Annotated in this window: 14 protein-coding genes; 4 read left to right on the top strand and 10 right to left on the bottom strand. The window is 39.0% G+C overall.

Annotated features, from left to right (window positions below; all coding sequences use genetic code 11):
• The first annotated feature begins 168 nt into the window (after positions 1 to 168).
• Positions 169 to 2,778: a YfhO family protein gene (locus ACGHCK_RS09345; protein WP_251424004.1), complete on the top strand. Its 2,610-nt coding sequence runs from the start codon at positions 169 to 171 to the stop codon at positions 2,776 to 2,778.
• Positions 2,779 to 2,923: 145 nt separating this feature from the next.
• Here the strand turns inward: ACGHCK_RS09345 and ACGHCK_RS09340 are convergent, their stop codons facing one another.
• The 6 genes from ACGHCK_RS09340 to ACGHCK_RS09315 form a co-directional block, all read right to left on the bottom strand.
• A complete protein-coding gene (locus ACGHCK_RS09340; RefSeq protein ID WP_394304537.1) occupies positions 2,924 to 4,573 on the bottom strand; it encodes a hypothetical protein in 1,650 nt (549 codons plus the stop codon).
• Between the two features lie 276 nt (positions 4,574 to 4,849).
• Positions 4,850 to 5,626, bottom strand: a complete 777-nt coding sequence (locus ACGHCK_RS09335; protein WP_251421809.1) for a MurR/RpiR family transcriptional regulator — start codon at positions 5,624 to 5,626, stop codon at positions 4,850 to 4,852.
• 76 nt (positions 5,627 to 5,702) lie between these two features.
• A complete protein-coding gene (locus tag ACGHCK_RS09330) occupies positions 5,703 to 6,284 on the bottom strand; it encodes a hypothetical protein (RefSeq protein ID WP_271328163.1) in 582 nt (193 codons plus the stop codon).
• 127 nt (positions 6,285 to 6,411) lie between these two features.
• Positions 6,412 to 7,128, bottom strand: a complete 717-nt coding sequence (locus tag ACGHCK_RS09325) for a DUF4811 domain-containing protein (protein WP_202230367.1) — start codon at positions 7,126 to 7,128, stop codon at positions 6,412 to 6,414.
• Positions 7,128 to 8,654 (bottom strand): MDR family MFS transporter, encoded by a 1,527-nt coding sequence (locus ACGHCK_RS09320; RefSeq protein WP_251421802.1) that lies wholly within the window; start codon positions 8,652 to 8,654, stop codon positions 7,128 to 7,130. The genes ACGHCK_RS09325 and ACGHCK_RS09320 overlap by 1 nt, the downstream gene beginning before the upstream one ends.
• Complete coding sequence (locus tag ACGHCK_RS09315; RefSeq protein ID WP_202230369.1) at positions 8,651 to 9,100, bottom strand: MarR family winged helix-turn-helix transcriptional regulator; 450 nt, start codon at positions 9,098 to 9,100, stop codon at positions 8,651 to 8,653. Before ACGHCK_RS09315 ends, ACGHCK_RS09320 begins: the two co-directional genes overlap by 4 nt.
• A 674-nt stretch (positions 9,101 to 9,774) precedes the next feature.
• Between ACGHCK_RS09315 and ACGHCK_RS09310 the strand changes: the two genes are divergently transcribed.
• The gene (locus ACGHCK_RS09310; RefSeq protein ID WP_271328164.1) at positions 9,775 to 11,361 is read left to right on the top strand and encodes a glycosyltransferase family 39 protein; all 1,587 of its coding nucleotides are present in this window, start codon (positions 9,775 to 9,777) and stop codon (positions 11,359 to 11,361) included.
• Between the two features lie 94 nt (positions 11,362 to 11,455).
• Here the strand turns inward: ACGHCK_RS09310 and gyrB are convergent, their stop codons facing one another.
• From gyrB to ACGHCK_RS09290, 4 genes are all read right to left on the bottom strand, one after another.
• Entirely contained in the window at positions 11,456 to 13,414 is a 1,959-nt protein-coding gene (gene gyrB / locus ACGHCK_RS09305; protein WP_251421796.1) for a DNA topoisomerase (ATP-hydrolyzing) subunit B, read from the bottom strand.
• 163 nt (positions 13,415 to 13,577) lie between these two features.
• Positions 13,578 to 13,973 (bottom strand): TMEM164 family acyltransferase, encoded by a 396-nt coding sequence (locus ACGHCK_RS09300; protein WP_407513544.1) that lies wholly within the window; start codon positions 13,971 to 13,973, stop codon positions 13,578 to 13,580.
• 2 nt (positions 13,974 to 13,975) lie between these two features.
• Positions 13,976 to 14,239: a TMEM164 family acyltransferase gene (locus ACGHCK_RS09295; RefSeq protein ID WP_251421790.1), complete on the bottom strand. Its 264-nt coding sequence runs from the start codon at positions 14,237 to 14,239 to the stop codon at positions 13,976 to 13,978.
• An 8-nt stretch (positions 14,240 to 14,247) separates the two neighbouring features.
• Positions 14,248 to 14,847 (bottom strand): HAD family hydrolase, encoded by a 600-nt coding sequence (locus ACGHCK_RS09290; protein WP_202230371.1) that lies wholly within the window; start codon positions 14,845 to 14,847, stop codon positions 14,248 to 14,250.
• Positions 14,848 to 15,566: 719 nt separating this feature from the next.
• Between ACGHCK_RS09290 and ACGHCK_RS09285 the strand changes: the two genes are divergently transcribed.
• Together ACGHCK_RS09285 and ACGHCK_RS09280 are read left to right on the top strand one after the other, a co-directional pair.
• On the top strand, positions 15,567 to 16,262 hold the full coding sequence (locus ACGHCK_RS09285) for a YitT family protein (protein WP_251421787.1): 696 nt from the start codon (positions 15,567 to 15,569) through the stop codon (positions 16,260 to 16,262).
• Positions 16,263 to 16,392: 130 nt separating this feature from the next.
• On the top strand, positions 16,393 to 17,031 hold the full coding sequence (locus ACGHCK_RS09280) for a glycoside hydrolase family 73 protein (protein WP_202230373.1): 639 nt from the start codon (positions 16,393 to 16,395) through the stop codon (positions 17,029 to 17,031).
• Positions 17,032 to 17,035: the final 4 nt, after the last annotated feature.

Here is a 17,035-nt window from a genome sequence, read left to right as displayed (position 1 = left end):
ACTTGTAATTTGAATTCAAGGCTATATTTCTTGAATTTACTTCCTTTTTTAGCCATGCAAAAAGAACCTCCTAAAATAGATTGTACTGTAAGTTTTTTACAGTGTCTATTTTACTTGGTTCTTTTCATAATCCAGTTTTTCTTTTACAAATTAGGTTATAATAAAAGCATGTTTGATTTTATCAAGAAAAATATTTGGTTGCTCCTAGGAAGTTTTCTTCTCCCTGTTGGATTGCTCGCGGTGGCTTTTGCCTTCCTCGGCATTTATTGGGGGAGTGATACTTCTATTCTTGCTGGCGATGCCTATCATCAGTATGTCGCTATTCACACCCTCTATCGCGATATTCTTCATAATAGTAACCTAGGATTTCTCTATACTTTCACCAATGGTTTGGGGCTCAATCTTTATGCCTTTTCGGCTTACTATATGGGGAGTTTCTTCATTCCCATTACTTATTTTTTCAATGTTCATAATATGCCTGATGCGCTCTATCTGATCACGCTTTTAAAGTTTGGTACGATTGGACTCTCTAGCTTTGTTGCATTGAAAAATATGTATAAGAAAATTCCTTCTCTCCTCATCCTTGCTCTGTCAACTTCATTTGCCCTAATGAGCTTCTTAACAAGTCAAGTGGAAATTATTATGTGGCTGGATGTCTTCATTTGGCTTCCCTTAATCATATGGGGAATGCATGCGCTGCAAGACTTTGGAAAACGTCGTCTCTATTTTATTACCTTAAGCATCTTATTTATCCAAAATTACTACTTTGGTTTTATGGTTGCTATTTTCCTCATTTTTTACTTTCTGGCGCGTTCAACATTCCAAAAATGGTCGTGGAGAAAATTTTTTGATTTTGCTCTCACCTCTGCTTTGTCTGCTTTCACAAGCTTAATTATGCTATTGCCCATGTATCTAGACTTGAAAGCAAACAATAGCCAGGCTGTCTCGCAAATAAATGCGCTCTGGACTCAGAATTCTGATCTTTTTGATCTTTTTTCTAAAAACTTCATTGGTGCCTATGACACCACACAGTACAACGCTGTACCAATGATTTATCTTGGGCTTCTGCCTCTTGTTCTTGCCCTCACTTTCTTCTTCCTCCCTCACGTCAAGTGGCGGACTAAACTTGCATTTGGTGCTTTGTTTACTCTTCTGATTGCTTCTTTCTATCTTCAATTTTTAGATTTAGCATGGCAAGGCATGCATTCGCCTAACATGTTTTTACATCGTTATGCTTTCCTCTTTTCTTTGATCATTTTACTCTTGGCTTGTGAAACGCTCACACGTTACAGGCAAGTAAAATTATGGATGCTTTTATTGCCTTTTATCTTCCTTACCTTTGCTTTTATTATCACAGCCTTGCTGGGAGGATACCCTTATATTTATGCGCTTCATGTTCTCCTTACATTACTTTTTATACTGGCTTACTTTCTGGGTGCCTTGACTTTCTTCAAAAAGTGGCTTCCTTGGCGTCCTTTACTTATTATCCTTTCTCTATTTATGGCCGCAGAGGCTGGTCTAAATACTTATTATCAGCTTTCTGGTATCAAAAGAGAATGGAATTTTGCCAGTAGAAATTATTACAATACCCAAACAGAGTTCATACAACCACTTATCGCAAATGTCCATTCTCGGACAGGCAATACCTTTGTCCGAACTGAAAATATAGCGCCTGACACTGCAAATGACGGCATGAAATATAACTATAATGCACTGTCCCAGTTTTCTTCCGTTCGTAACAGTAACTCCAGTAAAATCATGAAACTCCTAGGATTTCATGCGGATGGCACCTATCTTAACCTCCGCTATCCTGAGAATACTCTAATCATGGATTCGCTGCTTTCTATAAATTATAATATCAATCAATTTCAACCAGAAAAATATGGTTTTAAACAAATGAAGCCTTATTTATTTGAAAATAAAAATGCCCTGTCTTTAGGTATATTTGTTCAGAATGAATTTAAAGATGCGCCACTTATTGACAATAAAAAAGAATTCTTGAAAAATCAAGAGTCCTTTCTCAACCATCTGACACAGCGTGATGAAAAATATTTCACTCAGTTCTATGCAAACTCTGAAACCAGCAACAGTAATATATCAGGAAATAAAAATCAAGTTACTCTTACACGAAAATTGGGAGAAGAGGGCGGTGCTTCTGTAAGTTATGATCTTACAGCTCCTGCCCATAGTCAGATTTATCTTGAGCTTCCTAATGTGAGCTATCTCAGTCAAAATTCAAAAACAACGACGATCAGTATCAGTGCTGGTGCAAAAATCCTCCATGTTTATAATGTGAACAGCAAGAATGTCGGAAACTTTTATAATTTAGGTTACTTTGCAAAGGCTACGCCATTAAAAGTAAGTATTTCTTTTCCAGAAAATACTCAAGTTTCTTTTGGAACAACAAGGTTCTGGGCTCTGGATACAAATAAATATCAAACGGCTATCGATAGCTTGAAAAAAACAGAAGTCAAGACGGAACAAGTCAAAAATGGAATTCATCTGACTTACAAAGCAGACAGCTCTGGACAGCTCTTCCTCACACTTCCTTACGATAAAGGGTGGACTGCTAAGCTGGATGGAAAACCGGTTAAACTAGATAGGGCGCAGCAAGGTTTCATGAAACTGGACGCTCCTACAGGACAACATAAGGTAGAGCTTCAATTTTTCCCGCAAGGGCTTAAGGCTGGGCTAACTTGTTTCTTTGTTGGTATCTTTTTATTTATTGGTTATGATTTTGTAAAGCGAAAAAGCAGTATGAGGGACCAGAAACACTAAGTTGAGAGAGACTTGTAAAGTTTAAACATCAAAAAATCGCTTGTTCTTGACACGCAGGAGTGCCATGGCAAGCGATTTTTCTTTTGAGTCGACTGGTCCCTATATCTATGTTTCAGAATCTTGCATTATTATAGGGATAATTCTGTTATTGGTGAACGATGATTGCGGGGCGGACACCTCTATTCGGAGCCGCTGGACCAGTACCATAACCTGCTCCACTTAGTTGACCTTGAAGATTGTGCAAAGAAGAACCAACTAACCAAACCCTGTGACCACTCACAACACTAGGAGTGCGAAGGAGCCAACCATCATTTTCTCCCTGATCTGTTGCTCGATTAGAAAAATCAGTAAATGCCCTACCCGGTCCTGATAGACGAACTACATCTGCCAAGGAAAGTGCAAAGGCCCGCGGGGTACCGCTTGGATCAACTTGGGTTGTATCTGCCTCAACTTCTGGGAATGCATGCAGATTGGCTGTTAACCATCTATTCTGCCCCTCCCAAACGATATCAGCATCCGCCACAACTCCTGTGTCAAAGCTATCCGCTACAGGTTGAGTCATAGCTTGAACTGCTGGGTCAAGAGCAGCGTACCATGTGTTAAGGCGATTATCCTGTTGGAAAACACCTTCTCCAAGGAAAGAGTCATTCCGAATAATCAGATGATTCCCACTACTCATATTCTCCAAATAGCGGTACTGCTCCCCAGCCATAGTAAAAATGGTCCCCGGTGCCATGATGCTAAAGTTGATTTGGTCGGGTTGGACATTCTCCTCAGGGCCCGGGTTCCCCCAGTTGTTATCAATAGAGCCATTCTGTACAGCTGTCAAGAAGTCTGACAAGTCATCATGATGGGTAAAGCTTCCATCTGCAGCCAAGAAGTCATTGATACGGTCAGGACTGATCAATTGCCCGTCCACATGGATACCGTAGTAATATTCTCCCGGGATATTGTTCGCTGCTGCGGTCATCTGAGCCGCATCCAAGAGGTAAGAAGTCGTCTCTCCTGCTTGAAGTTGGTTGGCCCAGTAGGCCCAGCCTGTTTGGTGGTCGATGACCCAGAAGTTTCCGACTTTCAGGTTATTAGGTAAGGCTGCCCACTGGCTGATGGTCATCGGAGCACGCTCTTGTTGCAGGTTTTGGGCTGCATCGTGGGTGACTTCTTCTCCCGGCCAAACTGGACCACTGTTGTCAAAGCTGTCGCCAGAGGACCAGTAGGCATCTGTACCGTCTCCGGGGTGAGTGGCGCCGTCTGTTACCCCATCTGTGGCTGTGCTTGTAACCCAGTCACGGGCATGTCCTGCCGCTGCAGTCATCAGGTCTTGGTTGTCCCGGTTGAAGGTCGGCATGAACCATGGGGCATCTTGACCTGATCGGCTCCAACCAAAGGTCAGGTTGGAGTAGGTGTTGAAGGCTGCCGAGTCTCCTACACGGGTGTTGAGGTTGGTCTCTGAGGGACGCATGACCGTCCAAGTGTCCACTTGGTCACGGATGGTGCCGTTCACTATAGGGGTGAAGTCTGTATCTCCTGTTGAGCGTTTCTCCATGAACTCGGAGAGGCGGATACGGGCCATGAGGGGCACATTGCCATAGTTCTCCACGAAGACGTCCTTGTTTTCGGTGTCTCGGTTGTAGTAGTCGTGAACACGGCCTCCGGGGATGTTTTCTCGGATGCGGTCATTGATGGCCCGCTGGTTGAAGGCTTGGAAGGCGAAGGTGCCGCCTACCAAGAGCAATAAGAGGGACAGGAGCGCGAGGTTGCGCAGCCGCCGCTGGTTTTTCTTTTCTGGTGTCATAAACTCCTCCTTTGACGTAACGTGTGGTTTAGATTTTTCATTACATATACATTTCTAATGTTACGTTTACTTTCTGAGTCTATAGTATAAAAAAAAAAAAGGTCAAATGAAATGAGTGTTTGATGAGAAAAGAAGCTGAGCTAGAAGTGAAAATTCAGCTAATAATAGCAAAGGCTGACAAAAAAATCGCTCAACCACAGCATTTCTATTTGCCTTTCTCGAGCGATTTTTATTTATTTTGGACTTTGGGTCCCTGCTTTATTTCTATAACACTAGCTATAGTGAACTTTCTTTTTGTCTGATGGTTCCCTGTGCTCTATAAATAGTAAACATATCTACGACTATGCGGCATACAACTTCCAAAGACAAAATACTTCCCGCATCACCGTAAAGTTCTTCTTTTTCCAGCTTGCTTTGGTAGGCCAAAAGATGATAGTCACTTATCCGAGCCAGCTGACTACGATGATTACTCGTAAACACTACTACCTTGGCTCCTTTTTTCTTTGCTTTTTTAGCTGCTGAAATAATTATTTTTTCTTCACCAGTCGAAGAGACAATAAGCATCAGATCCGCTTGAGTGAGTTTTTCAGCGTACATCTCCATATCATCATAATAACGACTAATCGCATTTTTGCCTAAAGTCTGAAAGCGATGAATCATATCATCTGCCACAGCTTCACTTGCACCACGTGCTACTGTCATAATCATATTCGCTTCAACCAATGCTTTTGATATGGCTTCTAATTGAGCAGGATTAAGCAAACCGATCGTCCGAGAAACTTCAACCAGGTTCTTAAAAATATATTGATTTGCCTCGTCTGATAGACCTAGAATTTTGTTTTCTTCGTCATTACTTCCATTTTTATTCCGTTTTAAAAAGTTTTTAAAATCCGCAAAACCATCAAAGCCTCTTTTTTTGAGCGTTCTCACAATTGTTGCTGTACTGACATGTGCCTCTTCCGCAATTTGAGTAATCGACATCAGTTGGACTTTAGACTTGTTTTCTTCTAAAAATTCCCATGTGTATATTTCCGTATCTGATAATTTTTCCATAACTTCTTAATTATACCACATGGATTTGAGGAAGACTATGTCAAAAAGTACTCATTTTCGAACACTTTTATTGCCTTTATTCTGCCAAAGATTTTAATTTTGCATTTTTAAAGACATCAACAAAATATATTTTATTGAGCATCTTGCATAGTCCAAAGGCAAGGTTGAAATCAACAAAGCTATGAACAATGCCCCCAAAGAAGACAAGCATAAGCAAGCTATTCAAGGCTTGCGGGTTAAACTCCGCAAAACCAATACGGTAAAAGGCTAAAACTACCAATGCTTCTAACCCTGCATGGAAAACGGCCAAAATAAGATTAAAAACTTCCAGTTTAGCTCTTTTGTCAACTACATCTGGATTCTTTTTCAAGAACCAAGCGCCGGCAGTCATCACTACAATGTGGGTTGCCGCACGCATCCAAACAAGGGGAACCGGGACACTAATAAAGAAACCAAGTGTTGTGCCAACAGCTACAAGAGCTGTTAAATAAGGGCTAAAGAACATTGCGGCCATAACTGGCACATGTGAAGCAAGGGTAAATGAAGCTGGCCCAATAACAATCTTTGCCGGCATAATCATCGGAATCAAAATCCCTAAAGCCGTAAGAAGAGCACCAATCACCAAGTTCCTGATTCTTTTTCTACTCTCAGAGTTCACTTTTATAATACCAACCTTTCTATGTTCACTATTTTACAGTATTTATAGAGCAAAAATATTACATTTGAGTTACAAATGCTGCCGGATAACATAAATAAAAAAAGTCTGAAGTCCCCAGACTTTCTAGCTATTCTTTAAAGCCAAGCTGCTCTTTTATTTGGCTGACTTGGAGCTTCGCAAACTCCTCTGGATTGCTCTTTTGCAGTTCCATCACTTCTCTCGCTTGTATTGGATTAGCCTTTAAAAATGCTTCAAATTTTGCTCGCATCGCTGGTGCTGCCGCCTGCAGTTTTTTCGCTTCTTCTTGTGTCAAGACCAGCCAAGTATCTTTAGGTACATAAGCACGTGCATGTTCAGAAACAAGTTTGCCCTCTTCGTTACCGATACCAAAAAGAAGTCTCATAAAACTATTTTTAAATTGCCATTTTACTGTTCTTATCACAAGCTTAGCTTCTGAGTCATCTGTCCGTTTATAGTCTGCAGTTTTTTTCAAAGTTTCAACCAAATGCTTTTCGTCGGGCTGGAAGTGAGCGACCGGTTCTTTATCCTTTTCATCTGTACGGTAGACCAGCACATAGTTATGAGTAGCTTTACCAATTTCTGACTTTAGGAGCATTCCAAATCCAACATCAAGGGGACCTGCGGTGTAGATTATTTTTGTCTCTGTTGATGTTCTTTTTTCCATCCCCCAATTGTCTTTGATATGCAGTGTCAGAAGCATAACAGATATTGTGAGTAAAAGCAAAGAGAGTCCACCTACAAAAGCACGCCAAACCTCTTTATTGATATACATAAATCCAAAAAAAGTTGAAAGTGCAAATAAAATAATAAAGATGATAATCACTATTTTACACCCCCTACTTCTTTTTTTCCTTTTGCAACATGCCCTTGAAGGAAAAATGAAAGAATCAGCCCAAAAAGAGCAAAAGATAAACCAAGGGCAAAAGATGCATGATAACCTTTAAGCATCGCCTCCAACATGTCGCCTGCAAAAGCAAGTGGATTTGAATCTTTTAAGCTTGCTGCGGGTTGTGAATGAGTAATTATATTTTGAGTTACGGAGCTTAGGAGCGCTACAACAACAGCTGAGGCTACTTGGCGTGCTGTACTGTTTGCTGCAGTACCGTGCGCAGATTGCTCACGTGCTAAGGCATTCATGGCTGATGCAGTTAAAGGCATCATAACCATGGCAATACCAAACATCCGTAAACCATAAAGAACTGTAATAAAATGCTCAGGAGTCGTTGTTGTCAAAAATATAAATGGTATTGTACCAATAGCTAAAATTGTAAAGCCAACACGAGCTAAGCGTTTAACTCCCACCTTGTCGTAGGCAGCTCCCGCAAGTGGACTCACAATCCCCATCATCAAGGTACCAGGTAAGAGTGTCAAACCTGAACTCAAAGGTGAGAGACCGTGCACTTGTTGCATATACAAAGGCAACATCATCTCAACACCCATCATAGCCATCATCGAAAGCGCCATAACAACTGTTGTTAAAGCAAATTGTTTATTTTTAAATACGGAAACATCTAAAAAAGGATTTTTCATATGCAATTGGCGGCGCACAAATATGGCGATAATAGCAACACCTGCAATGATTGGTAAAATAACCGTTTGAAGGTTATCCCACCCATCACTCGCAACGTTAGTAAAGCCCCATAAAAAAAGACCAAAGCCAAGAACTGACTCTAATAATGAGAGAAAATCCAAACTTACATCACGATTTGGTACGATATCCCGCATAAATATCAGCATCAATACCCAACAAATCGTGATAACAAGCATGGGAATTAAAAAAATTGTTCGCCATGATTGTTCTAAAGTAAAGCCTAAAATAACATGATTTTTATCCAAAATCCAGCCAGCATAGGTTGGACCAATAGCTGGAGCAAGACCAATAACAAGTCCCATGGTTCCCATGACTGCTCCCATTTGTTTTGGTGAAAACATGTTGACTAGAACAACCTGCATCAGCGGCATTGAAATCCCAACAGCGATTGCTTGCAAGATACGAGCAGCCAGAAAAACATTCCATGCTGATGTGGGTGCTGAATAAGCTGCAAACATCCCTACCCACAAGATTGCGTAGGCAATTAAATACAGCCAACGTGTTGAAAATTTTGTTGCCAAATAGGCAGATACAGGAATCATAATACCATTTGCCAATAAAAACCATGTGGTGGCCTGCTGTCCTGTAGCTAACGAAACGTTAAAATCATTCATTAATGTGGGCATCGCTGTTCCCAGTGAGGTTTGCATGAGCATCCCTCCAAAAGTGGCTACCAAAATAAGTGTAAGAATAATTCCCCGATTAAAAGGACTCCCCTGCCTATCAAGTGGCTGACCTTTTACTCGTTCCTCAATCATACTTTTTCATTTTCCTCCTCGAATATTTCCATTGCTAAGTCAAAAAAGAGTTGGACATTATCAATAAAGCTTTTGGTGCGTTCCTCACCCATTCGTTCCAGAATTTTTGCAATACGACTGATGGCTTCTTTTCTTGATCGTTCTGCTTCTTCTCGCCCTTTGGCTGTAATTGCGACCAAAATTTTCCGACGGTCGAGACGGGAAATCTCCCGTGTAACAAGTCCCTTTTCCTCAAGATTGTTGAGGATAGTCGCTATCCTAGCCGTACTCATACTGGTTTGTTTAGCTATATCACTGGGTAAAACAGGTGAGCCCGTATTTTTGTATAACTCCCTCAAAACCAATTTTTCACCATGCGCGTATTTATTAAAACGGCTCATAACTTCAGTTTTACTTCGATTTTTTACACAAGATAAAAAAGTTTCTGCTGCTTGATTGTAATCCATACCCCTCATCTCTAACACTGTTAATTATTTAATACTGTTAGTATTATATTCTCTTTATAATAAATTGTCAATAATTTACTCTTTGTGAAAGCATACTGGCAATGGAAGACTTTTCTTCACTCCATCATTAAAAAAATGTATGCGAAAAAATAGCCCTCCATAAATGAGGACTATTCTAAACAAACACTTTGTAAAAATAAAAATCTCCTTGCATAAGCAAAGAGCTAAAAACTATAAGGAGTATCCTACTGGATAATTCTATTATAGCAAAATGAAAGCGGTATCTCAAGTCCTAATATAAAAAATTCACCCCTTCTGGCTAGAAGCAATATTTTGCAAGAGTGTGAAAAACATCAGCAGTTAAAGTCAAAGACTTTAATTTTTTACCTGTAGCATAACTTCTCCAAAATGTCAGATAAATACATGACAGACACTAGATTTTAAATGGATTGCTCTTTACTCCATTTGCATGATTAGGCATTTATAAAATATATGATGTTACAGCTAATGAGCAGATGATAATGACTGAATATTGTGCTATACTGTACACAGAATTAAAAATCATGTAATTGATAGACTATTAAGAAGGCGCAGACAGGGCATACTCCAATTATTTGAACCCTGTATAACTTAAAAGCAAAGCCAATGTCAAAAATAAAAGGAAAGAGATTAAAGTGATAAAAAAAGTATATAAAGATAAGTTCGACAAGTTTATAAATAAAGCGATATTCGTACTAGCCTTTCTATTTAGCGCCCTCTGGCTTTTTAATACCGTGAGATCAGACAATTTTGCGATAGATAAAGTCTTCTCCAAAAATGGAGGCTATATTTTCATAGCTGCCTTGATTATCATGACCGTAGCATATTTAAAGCGAAGTGAACTTAAAAAATGGGGAATTACTTCTATAGAATTTTTAACCAATCATTTATTCGTACTGTTTGGAATAATGGTCTTCTTTCAAATCATTATCCTTTTATTCGCTTCAGGACTTGCGGGTTATGACATCTGGGGACTCTATCATCATGCCGTAGGGGATCTAAATATTGAAAAATCACCCTATTTACAAATGTATCCTAATAATTTTTTACTTTTCCTATTAATGAAAGCCGTTCATAGTTTAACAGCTTTACAAATCTTAAATATTATAGCAATTGATTTTTCAATAATAATCTTGTTCTTCACAGCGAGAACACTATTTGGAAAACGTGCAGCGAGATACAGTACATTGATATTTATGGCAACGCTGGGCTTTACTCCTTGGCTTTTAAATACCTATAGCGATACATTTGTATTGCCTTTTGTTGCTTTAGGTATGTTCTTTCTGAGCAAGTGGGATCAAAAGAATACCGAACCTCTACATAGATTTACCTATTTACTAGCAGCTGGTTTTTCTAGCGCTGTAGCTTATTATTTAAAACCCTCAGCGATTATTTTTGTGATAGCATATTTTCTGCTTTCTGCACTTAAATGCACGAAAATAAAAACCTTGCTCATCCCTTTAGCAGTATTTTTCATTGGAGCCTTGCTATTTGCAGCACCTTTGAAAGTATATGTAAATCATCAAACAATTGTTCACTTTGATAAAGATAAAGAATTTCCTTCAACACATTTTATGATGCTGGGTTTATCTAAAAATGGTATGTACAATAAAGCAGACGTGAACCTTACACGATCAGCAAAAACTGCCAAAGAAAAGAAACAAGTCAATATTGAAGTAATCAAACAGAGGCTTAAGAAGTTAGGAGTTGTGGGATACGTCCAATTTTTATATGGAAAATATTATAAAAATACACATGATGGCACCTATGCTTGGGGAGCTGATGGCGGAGGTAGGACGGGGTTTATGGTGAAACCAAACCTTAATGACAGTGAAAAACTTTCTCCTTTTATCCATTCAAAATTTGGAGAATTTTTGAGAAGTTTCATTTATACAGATGATAACGGACCGGGTTATCAAAACGGAGAAAATACTTTTGTCTATAGATTTTTTTCCCAAATAATATATATTATTATGGTTTTAGGTATATTGCTTTCAACTTTAAAAGAAAAATATGATTTCAAGATAATGTGGTTGCTCCTAGCCATGATTGGATTAATGATGTTCTTATTATTATTTGAGGGAGGAAGAAGCCGTTATTTAATACAGGCAATACCTGTTTTCACTCTTTTATCAGGCTATGGTTACAGTACTGTACCTTATCTTAAAGAAAAAATGCTAAACTTGCCAGGCAAGAGAGAAAAGGAACATGTAAAAAGCTAAAAGTTCAAAACAAAAAGTGCTTACCCATAAGTTGCTCTGCATGTGGGTAAGCACTTTTTGTTGATTTTTACTTTAATCCAGATTTTTTAATCTATCATACATCAATAGTTGAGTATTGGGCATTCGCCTCAATAAATTCACGACGTGGTTCCACACGGTCTCCCATAAGCATATCGAAAATCTTGTCTGCTTCTGCGGCATCCTCAACAGAAACGCGGGCCATCAAACGCGCATCAGGATCCATAGTTGTTTCCCAAAGCTGGTGATCATCCATTTCTCCTAAACCTTTATAACGTTGTACTGTTGGTTTGGCACGTCCTTGCGACCATTTTTCAAGCGCAAGCTTAAGATCTCGCTCTTGGTTCTCACCAGGCTGGATATATTCTTTTGTTTCTGATCCTACCTTAATTCCATAAATTGGAGGCTGAGCGATATAAACATAGCCTGCTTCAACTACTGGACGCATATAACGATAGAAGAGTGTGAGCAAAAGCGTACGAATATGCGCACCATCCACGTCAGCATCAGTCATAATAACCAGTTTATGATAACGTGCCTTTGACAAGTCATAGTCTGCACCAAAGCCTGTACCCATAGCCGTAAAAAGAGAACGGATTTCTTCATTTGCCAGAATTTTATCCATTGTTGCTTTTTCCACGTTTAGGATTTTACCTCGAATAGGTAAAATCGCTTGGAACTCACGATTACGTCCAGATTTTGCAGAACCTCCAGCCGAATCTCCTTCGACAATAAAAAGTTCTGTTTGTTCAGGATCATTAGATGAGCAGTCGGCAAGTTTACCAGGGAGGTTAGAAATTTCCAGGCCTGATTTTTTACGAGTTACCTCCCGCGCACGCTTAGCTGCAATACGTGCCTTACTTGCAAGAATACCCTTTTCAACAATCTTCTTAGCTACCTGAGGATTTTCTAACATGAACGTCTGTAGAGCTTCCGAGAAAAGTTTATTGACGATACCCGTCACTTCACTATTTCCCAGTTTTGTTTTGGTTTGCCCTTCAAATTGTGGATTCGGGTGTTTCACGGAAATAACAGCTGTCAAGCCTTCACGTACATCGTCCCCTGTCAGATTTTCTTCATTGTCTTTGAGGAGTTTTTGAGCTTTGGCATAGTTATTAATGACACGCGTTAAAGCTGTACGGAAACCTTGTTCATGAGTTCCGCCTTCGTGCGTATTAATATTATTGGCAAAAGACATGATTGTTGAGTGATAGGTGCCGGTATATTGCATGGCAACTTCTACAGTGATACCATCCAGTTCCCCCTCTGTATAGATAGGTGTATCAAAAATAACTTCTTTATTTTCATTAATGAATGAAACGTAAGATTGAATACCACCTTCATAGTGAAACATGGCATGTTTGTCTTCTTGTCCTTCACGTTTATCAGTGATAGAAATGCGTAACCCTCGGTTCAAGAAAGCCAATTCCCGGACACGTGTTACTAGTTTTTCATAATCGAAAACTTGTGTCTCAGTAAAAATAGTTGGGTCTGGCGTAAAGTGAACAGTCGTACCACGCTTATCTGTTTCACCGATAACTGCCAAGTCTGCCACAACTACACCACGGCGATACTCTTGGTAATACTTTTGCCCTTCCTTATGAACTGTTACGTCTAACTGTGTTGATAAGGCATTAACAACGGAAGAACCAACACCATGCAAGCCGCCAGAAACTTTATAGCCGCCACCACCAAACTTACCTCCAGCATGGAGCACGGTAAAAACTGTTTCAACAGCTGGACGACCTGTTTTCTCTTGAATATCTACAGGAATTCCTCGGCCATCATCCACAACTGTGATAGAATTATCAGGCTCAATAAACACCTCAATATGGCTAGCAAATCCGGCAAGTGCTTCATCGATAGAATTATCAACAATCTCCCACACCAAATGATGTAAGCCCTCTTTTGAGGTTGAACCAATATACATCCCAGGACGCATACGAACAGCTTCAAGTCCTTCTAGGACTTGAATCTGACTGGCATCATATTCTTCGACCATTTTTTCAATTTGTTCTTTATTTTCTTCGTTCAAAATAATCTCATTTCTTTGAAAATACTTGTCTATAATTATAGCATAATCTGCTCTTTTTTACTATATAGCGCGATATATACAAGATTGATAATCAGTATAAAAAAACATAGAAAAAGAGCAGCCTAAAGCCATTTCTGATTCGCTACGTGAGAAAATACACAACTTAATTAGCATGTATTTTTGAAAAGCTTTTCCATGACCAAGGCAGGTAAATAATCGTCCAGAAAATTAAGACAGTCACAATCAGTCCTACAATATAGTAATAACCAAAAATATTATAGAGTGGCTCAAGTGGACTACCAGGAACCGGTATTCTGAGAAAGAAAAAGTTTTGGTTCCAAATCTGGTTGAAGAACGCACAGATAGGTACTACAATCATTAAGAAGAGTGTAGGACGCCATAAATTGCGCCAGTGAGGAACAATCTCTTTAGCCATTAAACGCATCAAAACATAAGTTATTAACAAACAATGAATCAGAAAACTCTGCCATACGAAAAGGTTAACAAAATTATTTGTTACCCAGTTAGGAGTTAAAAGGGCAAAAGCTGCTCTGGGCAAAGTCAAACTGTACAGCAGCTGCTGGCATATTCAAACTGGCTTGTCATCACTAAAATAAGGTCTCTAATAATTTCTGTTAAGAGAATAAAGGAAGCAATAGCTAAGCGAAGTTTTTTTCGCTGAGTATCATTCGCTCGGACATATGTACGCGTCAGTATAAAACTGAGAAGTGCTAATAAAGCTAAGGCAAATAAATGATCGGCACCAAATAAGCCAAAACCAGGTCCTACTGCCTTTTCATTAGAAATAAGAAAGGTATTCAACATAATCTACTTCACTCCATAAGCTCTGTTAATTTTTTGATATTTTTCGTTGCCGATGAACATTCTTGATGACGATCAAAGAAAACCGTATCAACGCCCGCAGCCTGTCCAGCTTCGATATCTAACACTCGATCCCCAATCATCACTGTTTTCTTCGGATTTAAATTATATTTTTGCAATAGGTAATTGATAGAATTTGGTGCTGGCTTACGAGGAAAGCCATCATCTGCTGTTACTACTTCAGTGAAATACTGAGAAATATGTGCTGCGTTCAGTATAGTAATAACCTGCTTATCTCTATGTGAAATCATAAAGTTTTTATAGCCTTGAGTGACAATATTTTTCAAAAGCTCCGTTGCACCTTCAAATAAAATTGGCCTCTCTAATCCTTCTGCTTCTAATCTTCTATATGCAGCTAGAAATCCTGGAATATGACCAGCATATTGTTCAATGGCATATGCTGTTGACACCTTAAGAGCAGCATAAACCTCATCATGCAAGACAACCCGTTCTTCCTTTTGCCAAAGCGTCGCAGCAAAAGCGTGACTGGAACTTTCATAATTGTTGAGCAAAGTTCCGCCCAAATCCCAGATATAATTTTCGTAGTTCATCTGATAATTATACCACAGCCTGACAGAGCTTCCCCTCTTAAAGGTATCCTTGCTACTAATGAGGGCTGTATCTGCCAGTTTTAAAAGAAAATCTAGACTTCGAGAAGTTTCAAAAAACCAAGCATGAAATTTACATTTTCATACCACAAAAAAGATCCCCACCATGGTGAGAATCTAAAGATGTTACAAAAAAGAGTATTATTTGGAATGCTTTTATTATATCTTCCACTGCTTAAATCAAGCTAAAAAATTAAAATTCCCCTGTTTTTAATAAAAATGATTTTATAGTTGCCCTGAGCCAATGAGAATACTGCTCCTGTCGTAATTACAGTTCTGCTTAAGTTTCAAATGTAATAATAAAGGTTACAACACTAAAACAAGGTACTCCGTTTAAAATTAATAAGAAATACAGCGGAAGGGCAATAAACTAAACATTAATGCCCAAAAGACATGATCAAAACGAACAGACTCGCATGCAAGGAAAGTTTTCTACTGGTAGGATATGTCACAGTTTTTACTTACAGACCGTCCGTGGAAGCGAAAGCTCCCAACTGTGGTTGAATGCTTTCTTGGCAGCTCCAAAGAGGGCTAAAAGACACTTCATCTATCAAGAAAGAAGCACTCTTTAGTAGAAAGATTTTGTCTACAGTCTGATATGAAATTATTTTATTCGAAAATTCATAAGTATCTTAGAAATAACGAACAGTTAAGGAGAAAGCATGACACTTTTAAACGTGAAAATAGATAAATATTTTATACGAGATTTACTGATATTACTTATCGGGGTAGGGCTTTATGTCCTCTCTGTACAACTTTTTGTAATTCCCAACCGCTTGGCCAGCAATGGTGTCGCCGGTTTTTCTGTACTGATGGACTTTGTCTTTGGGATTAATCCCGCTATAACTTTTCTTCTCGTCAACATTCCTCTCTTTATCTTTGGTCGAAAATACCTCTCTTCACGAGAAATTCTCCTCAGCATTCCGGGAGCTGCTGCCATGAGTATCTGGATGATTATCTTCGAAGCTGCCGGAGTCACGGGAATCCAGTTTTCTAATATTATCTTCGCCGGTCTCTTTGATGGTCTTTTATCCGGAATAGCAGCTGGTTTGGTTGTCATATCTGAAGGAACTTTTGGCGGAACTTTACTTCTGGGGCGTATTCTGGAAGAAAAATGGAGCTTCAAGGTTGATAAGGTTTTATTTAGCGGTGATGTCATTGTTCTGAGCCTTTCTCTTCTAACTTATCTCACGTTACCAAATTTTGCAGTCACTCTTCTGTCTTGTTATATCTTCAGTAAGATGACACTTATTGTGGGGCGCTCTGACTACCGTCAAGAACTTCTTCGCCGTCTAACATCGCTTCTCCCTCTTCCACAGTTCGAAACACAGTCTATTAAGGAAAAAAATGGAAGATAATGTCTACACCCGCTAAATATTAGCTTTTTCATCGTCCTACATTCAAAAGATCCCCTCTATTAGTCTTTTTAGATTACAATATCTTTGCATCTTTGCACACAGATTGTTACTTTTTTGTTATACTAGTTCCATGACATATGATAAAAATCGCCGAAGAACCTCTTCTAAACCTCGAAATTTCTTTCGTTTTATTTTACAGTTTTTGATTTTTCTGTTTATTGCAGTGCTTCTTTTGGCTTTCAGAACCATGCATACAAGCGACAATCGAAATACGACTGAACTTGCCACACAAGTTGAAACTACTACCGAATATAACTTCATCCGCACAATTGCTCCTTACGCTCAAGAATCACAGAAAAAATATAATGTACTTGCCTCTCTAACCCTTGCTCAAGCAGCTCTGGAAAGTGATTTTGGGCAAAGTGGACTTGCTGCCAAGTATTACAATATTTTTGGGATAAAGGCTTATGGTAACGTTCCAACTGTCACTCTGGAAACAAAGGAGTTTGAAAATAACCAATGGATTACTGTAAAAGCGCAATTTCGCGTTTATGACAGTTGGAAGGACTCCGTAGAAGGACATGCTTATCTTTTTACCAAAGGAACAACATGGAATCCCCAACAATATGCGAGTGTCCTTGCTGCTAAAAATTACAAAGAAGCTGCTCGAGCCGTTCAAACATCTGGTTATGCAACTGACCCTGCCTATACTGAAAAACTCATCCAAATGATTGAAAGCTATGGCTTAGATCAATACGATAAAATTTAATTTT

It is taken from the genome of Lactococcus muris (assembly GCF_042849115.1).
In the GTDB taxonomy this organism is placed as follows: Bacteria; Bacillota; Bacilli; order Lactobacillales; family Streptococcaceae; genus Lactococcus; species Lactococcus muris.
This window is presented reverse-complemented; position numbering and strand designations above follow the sequence as displayed.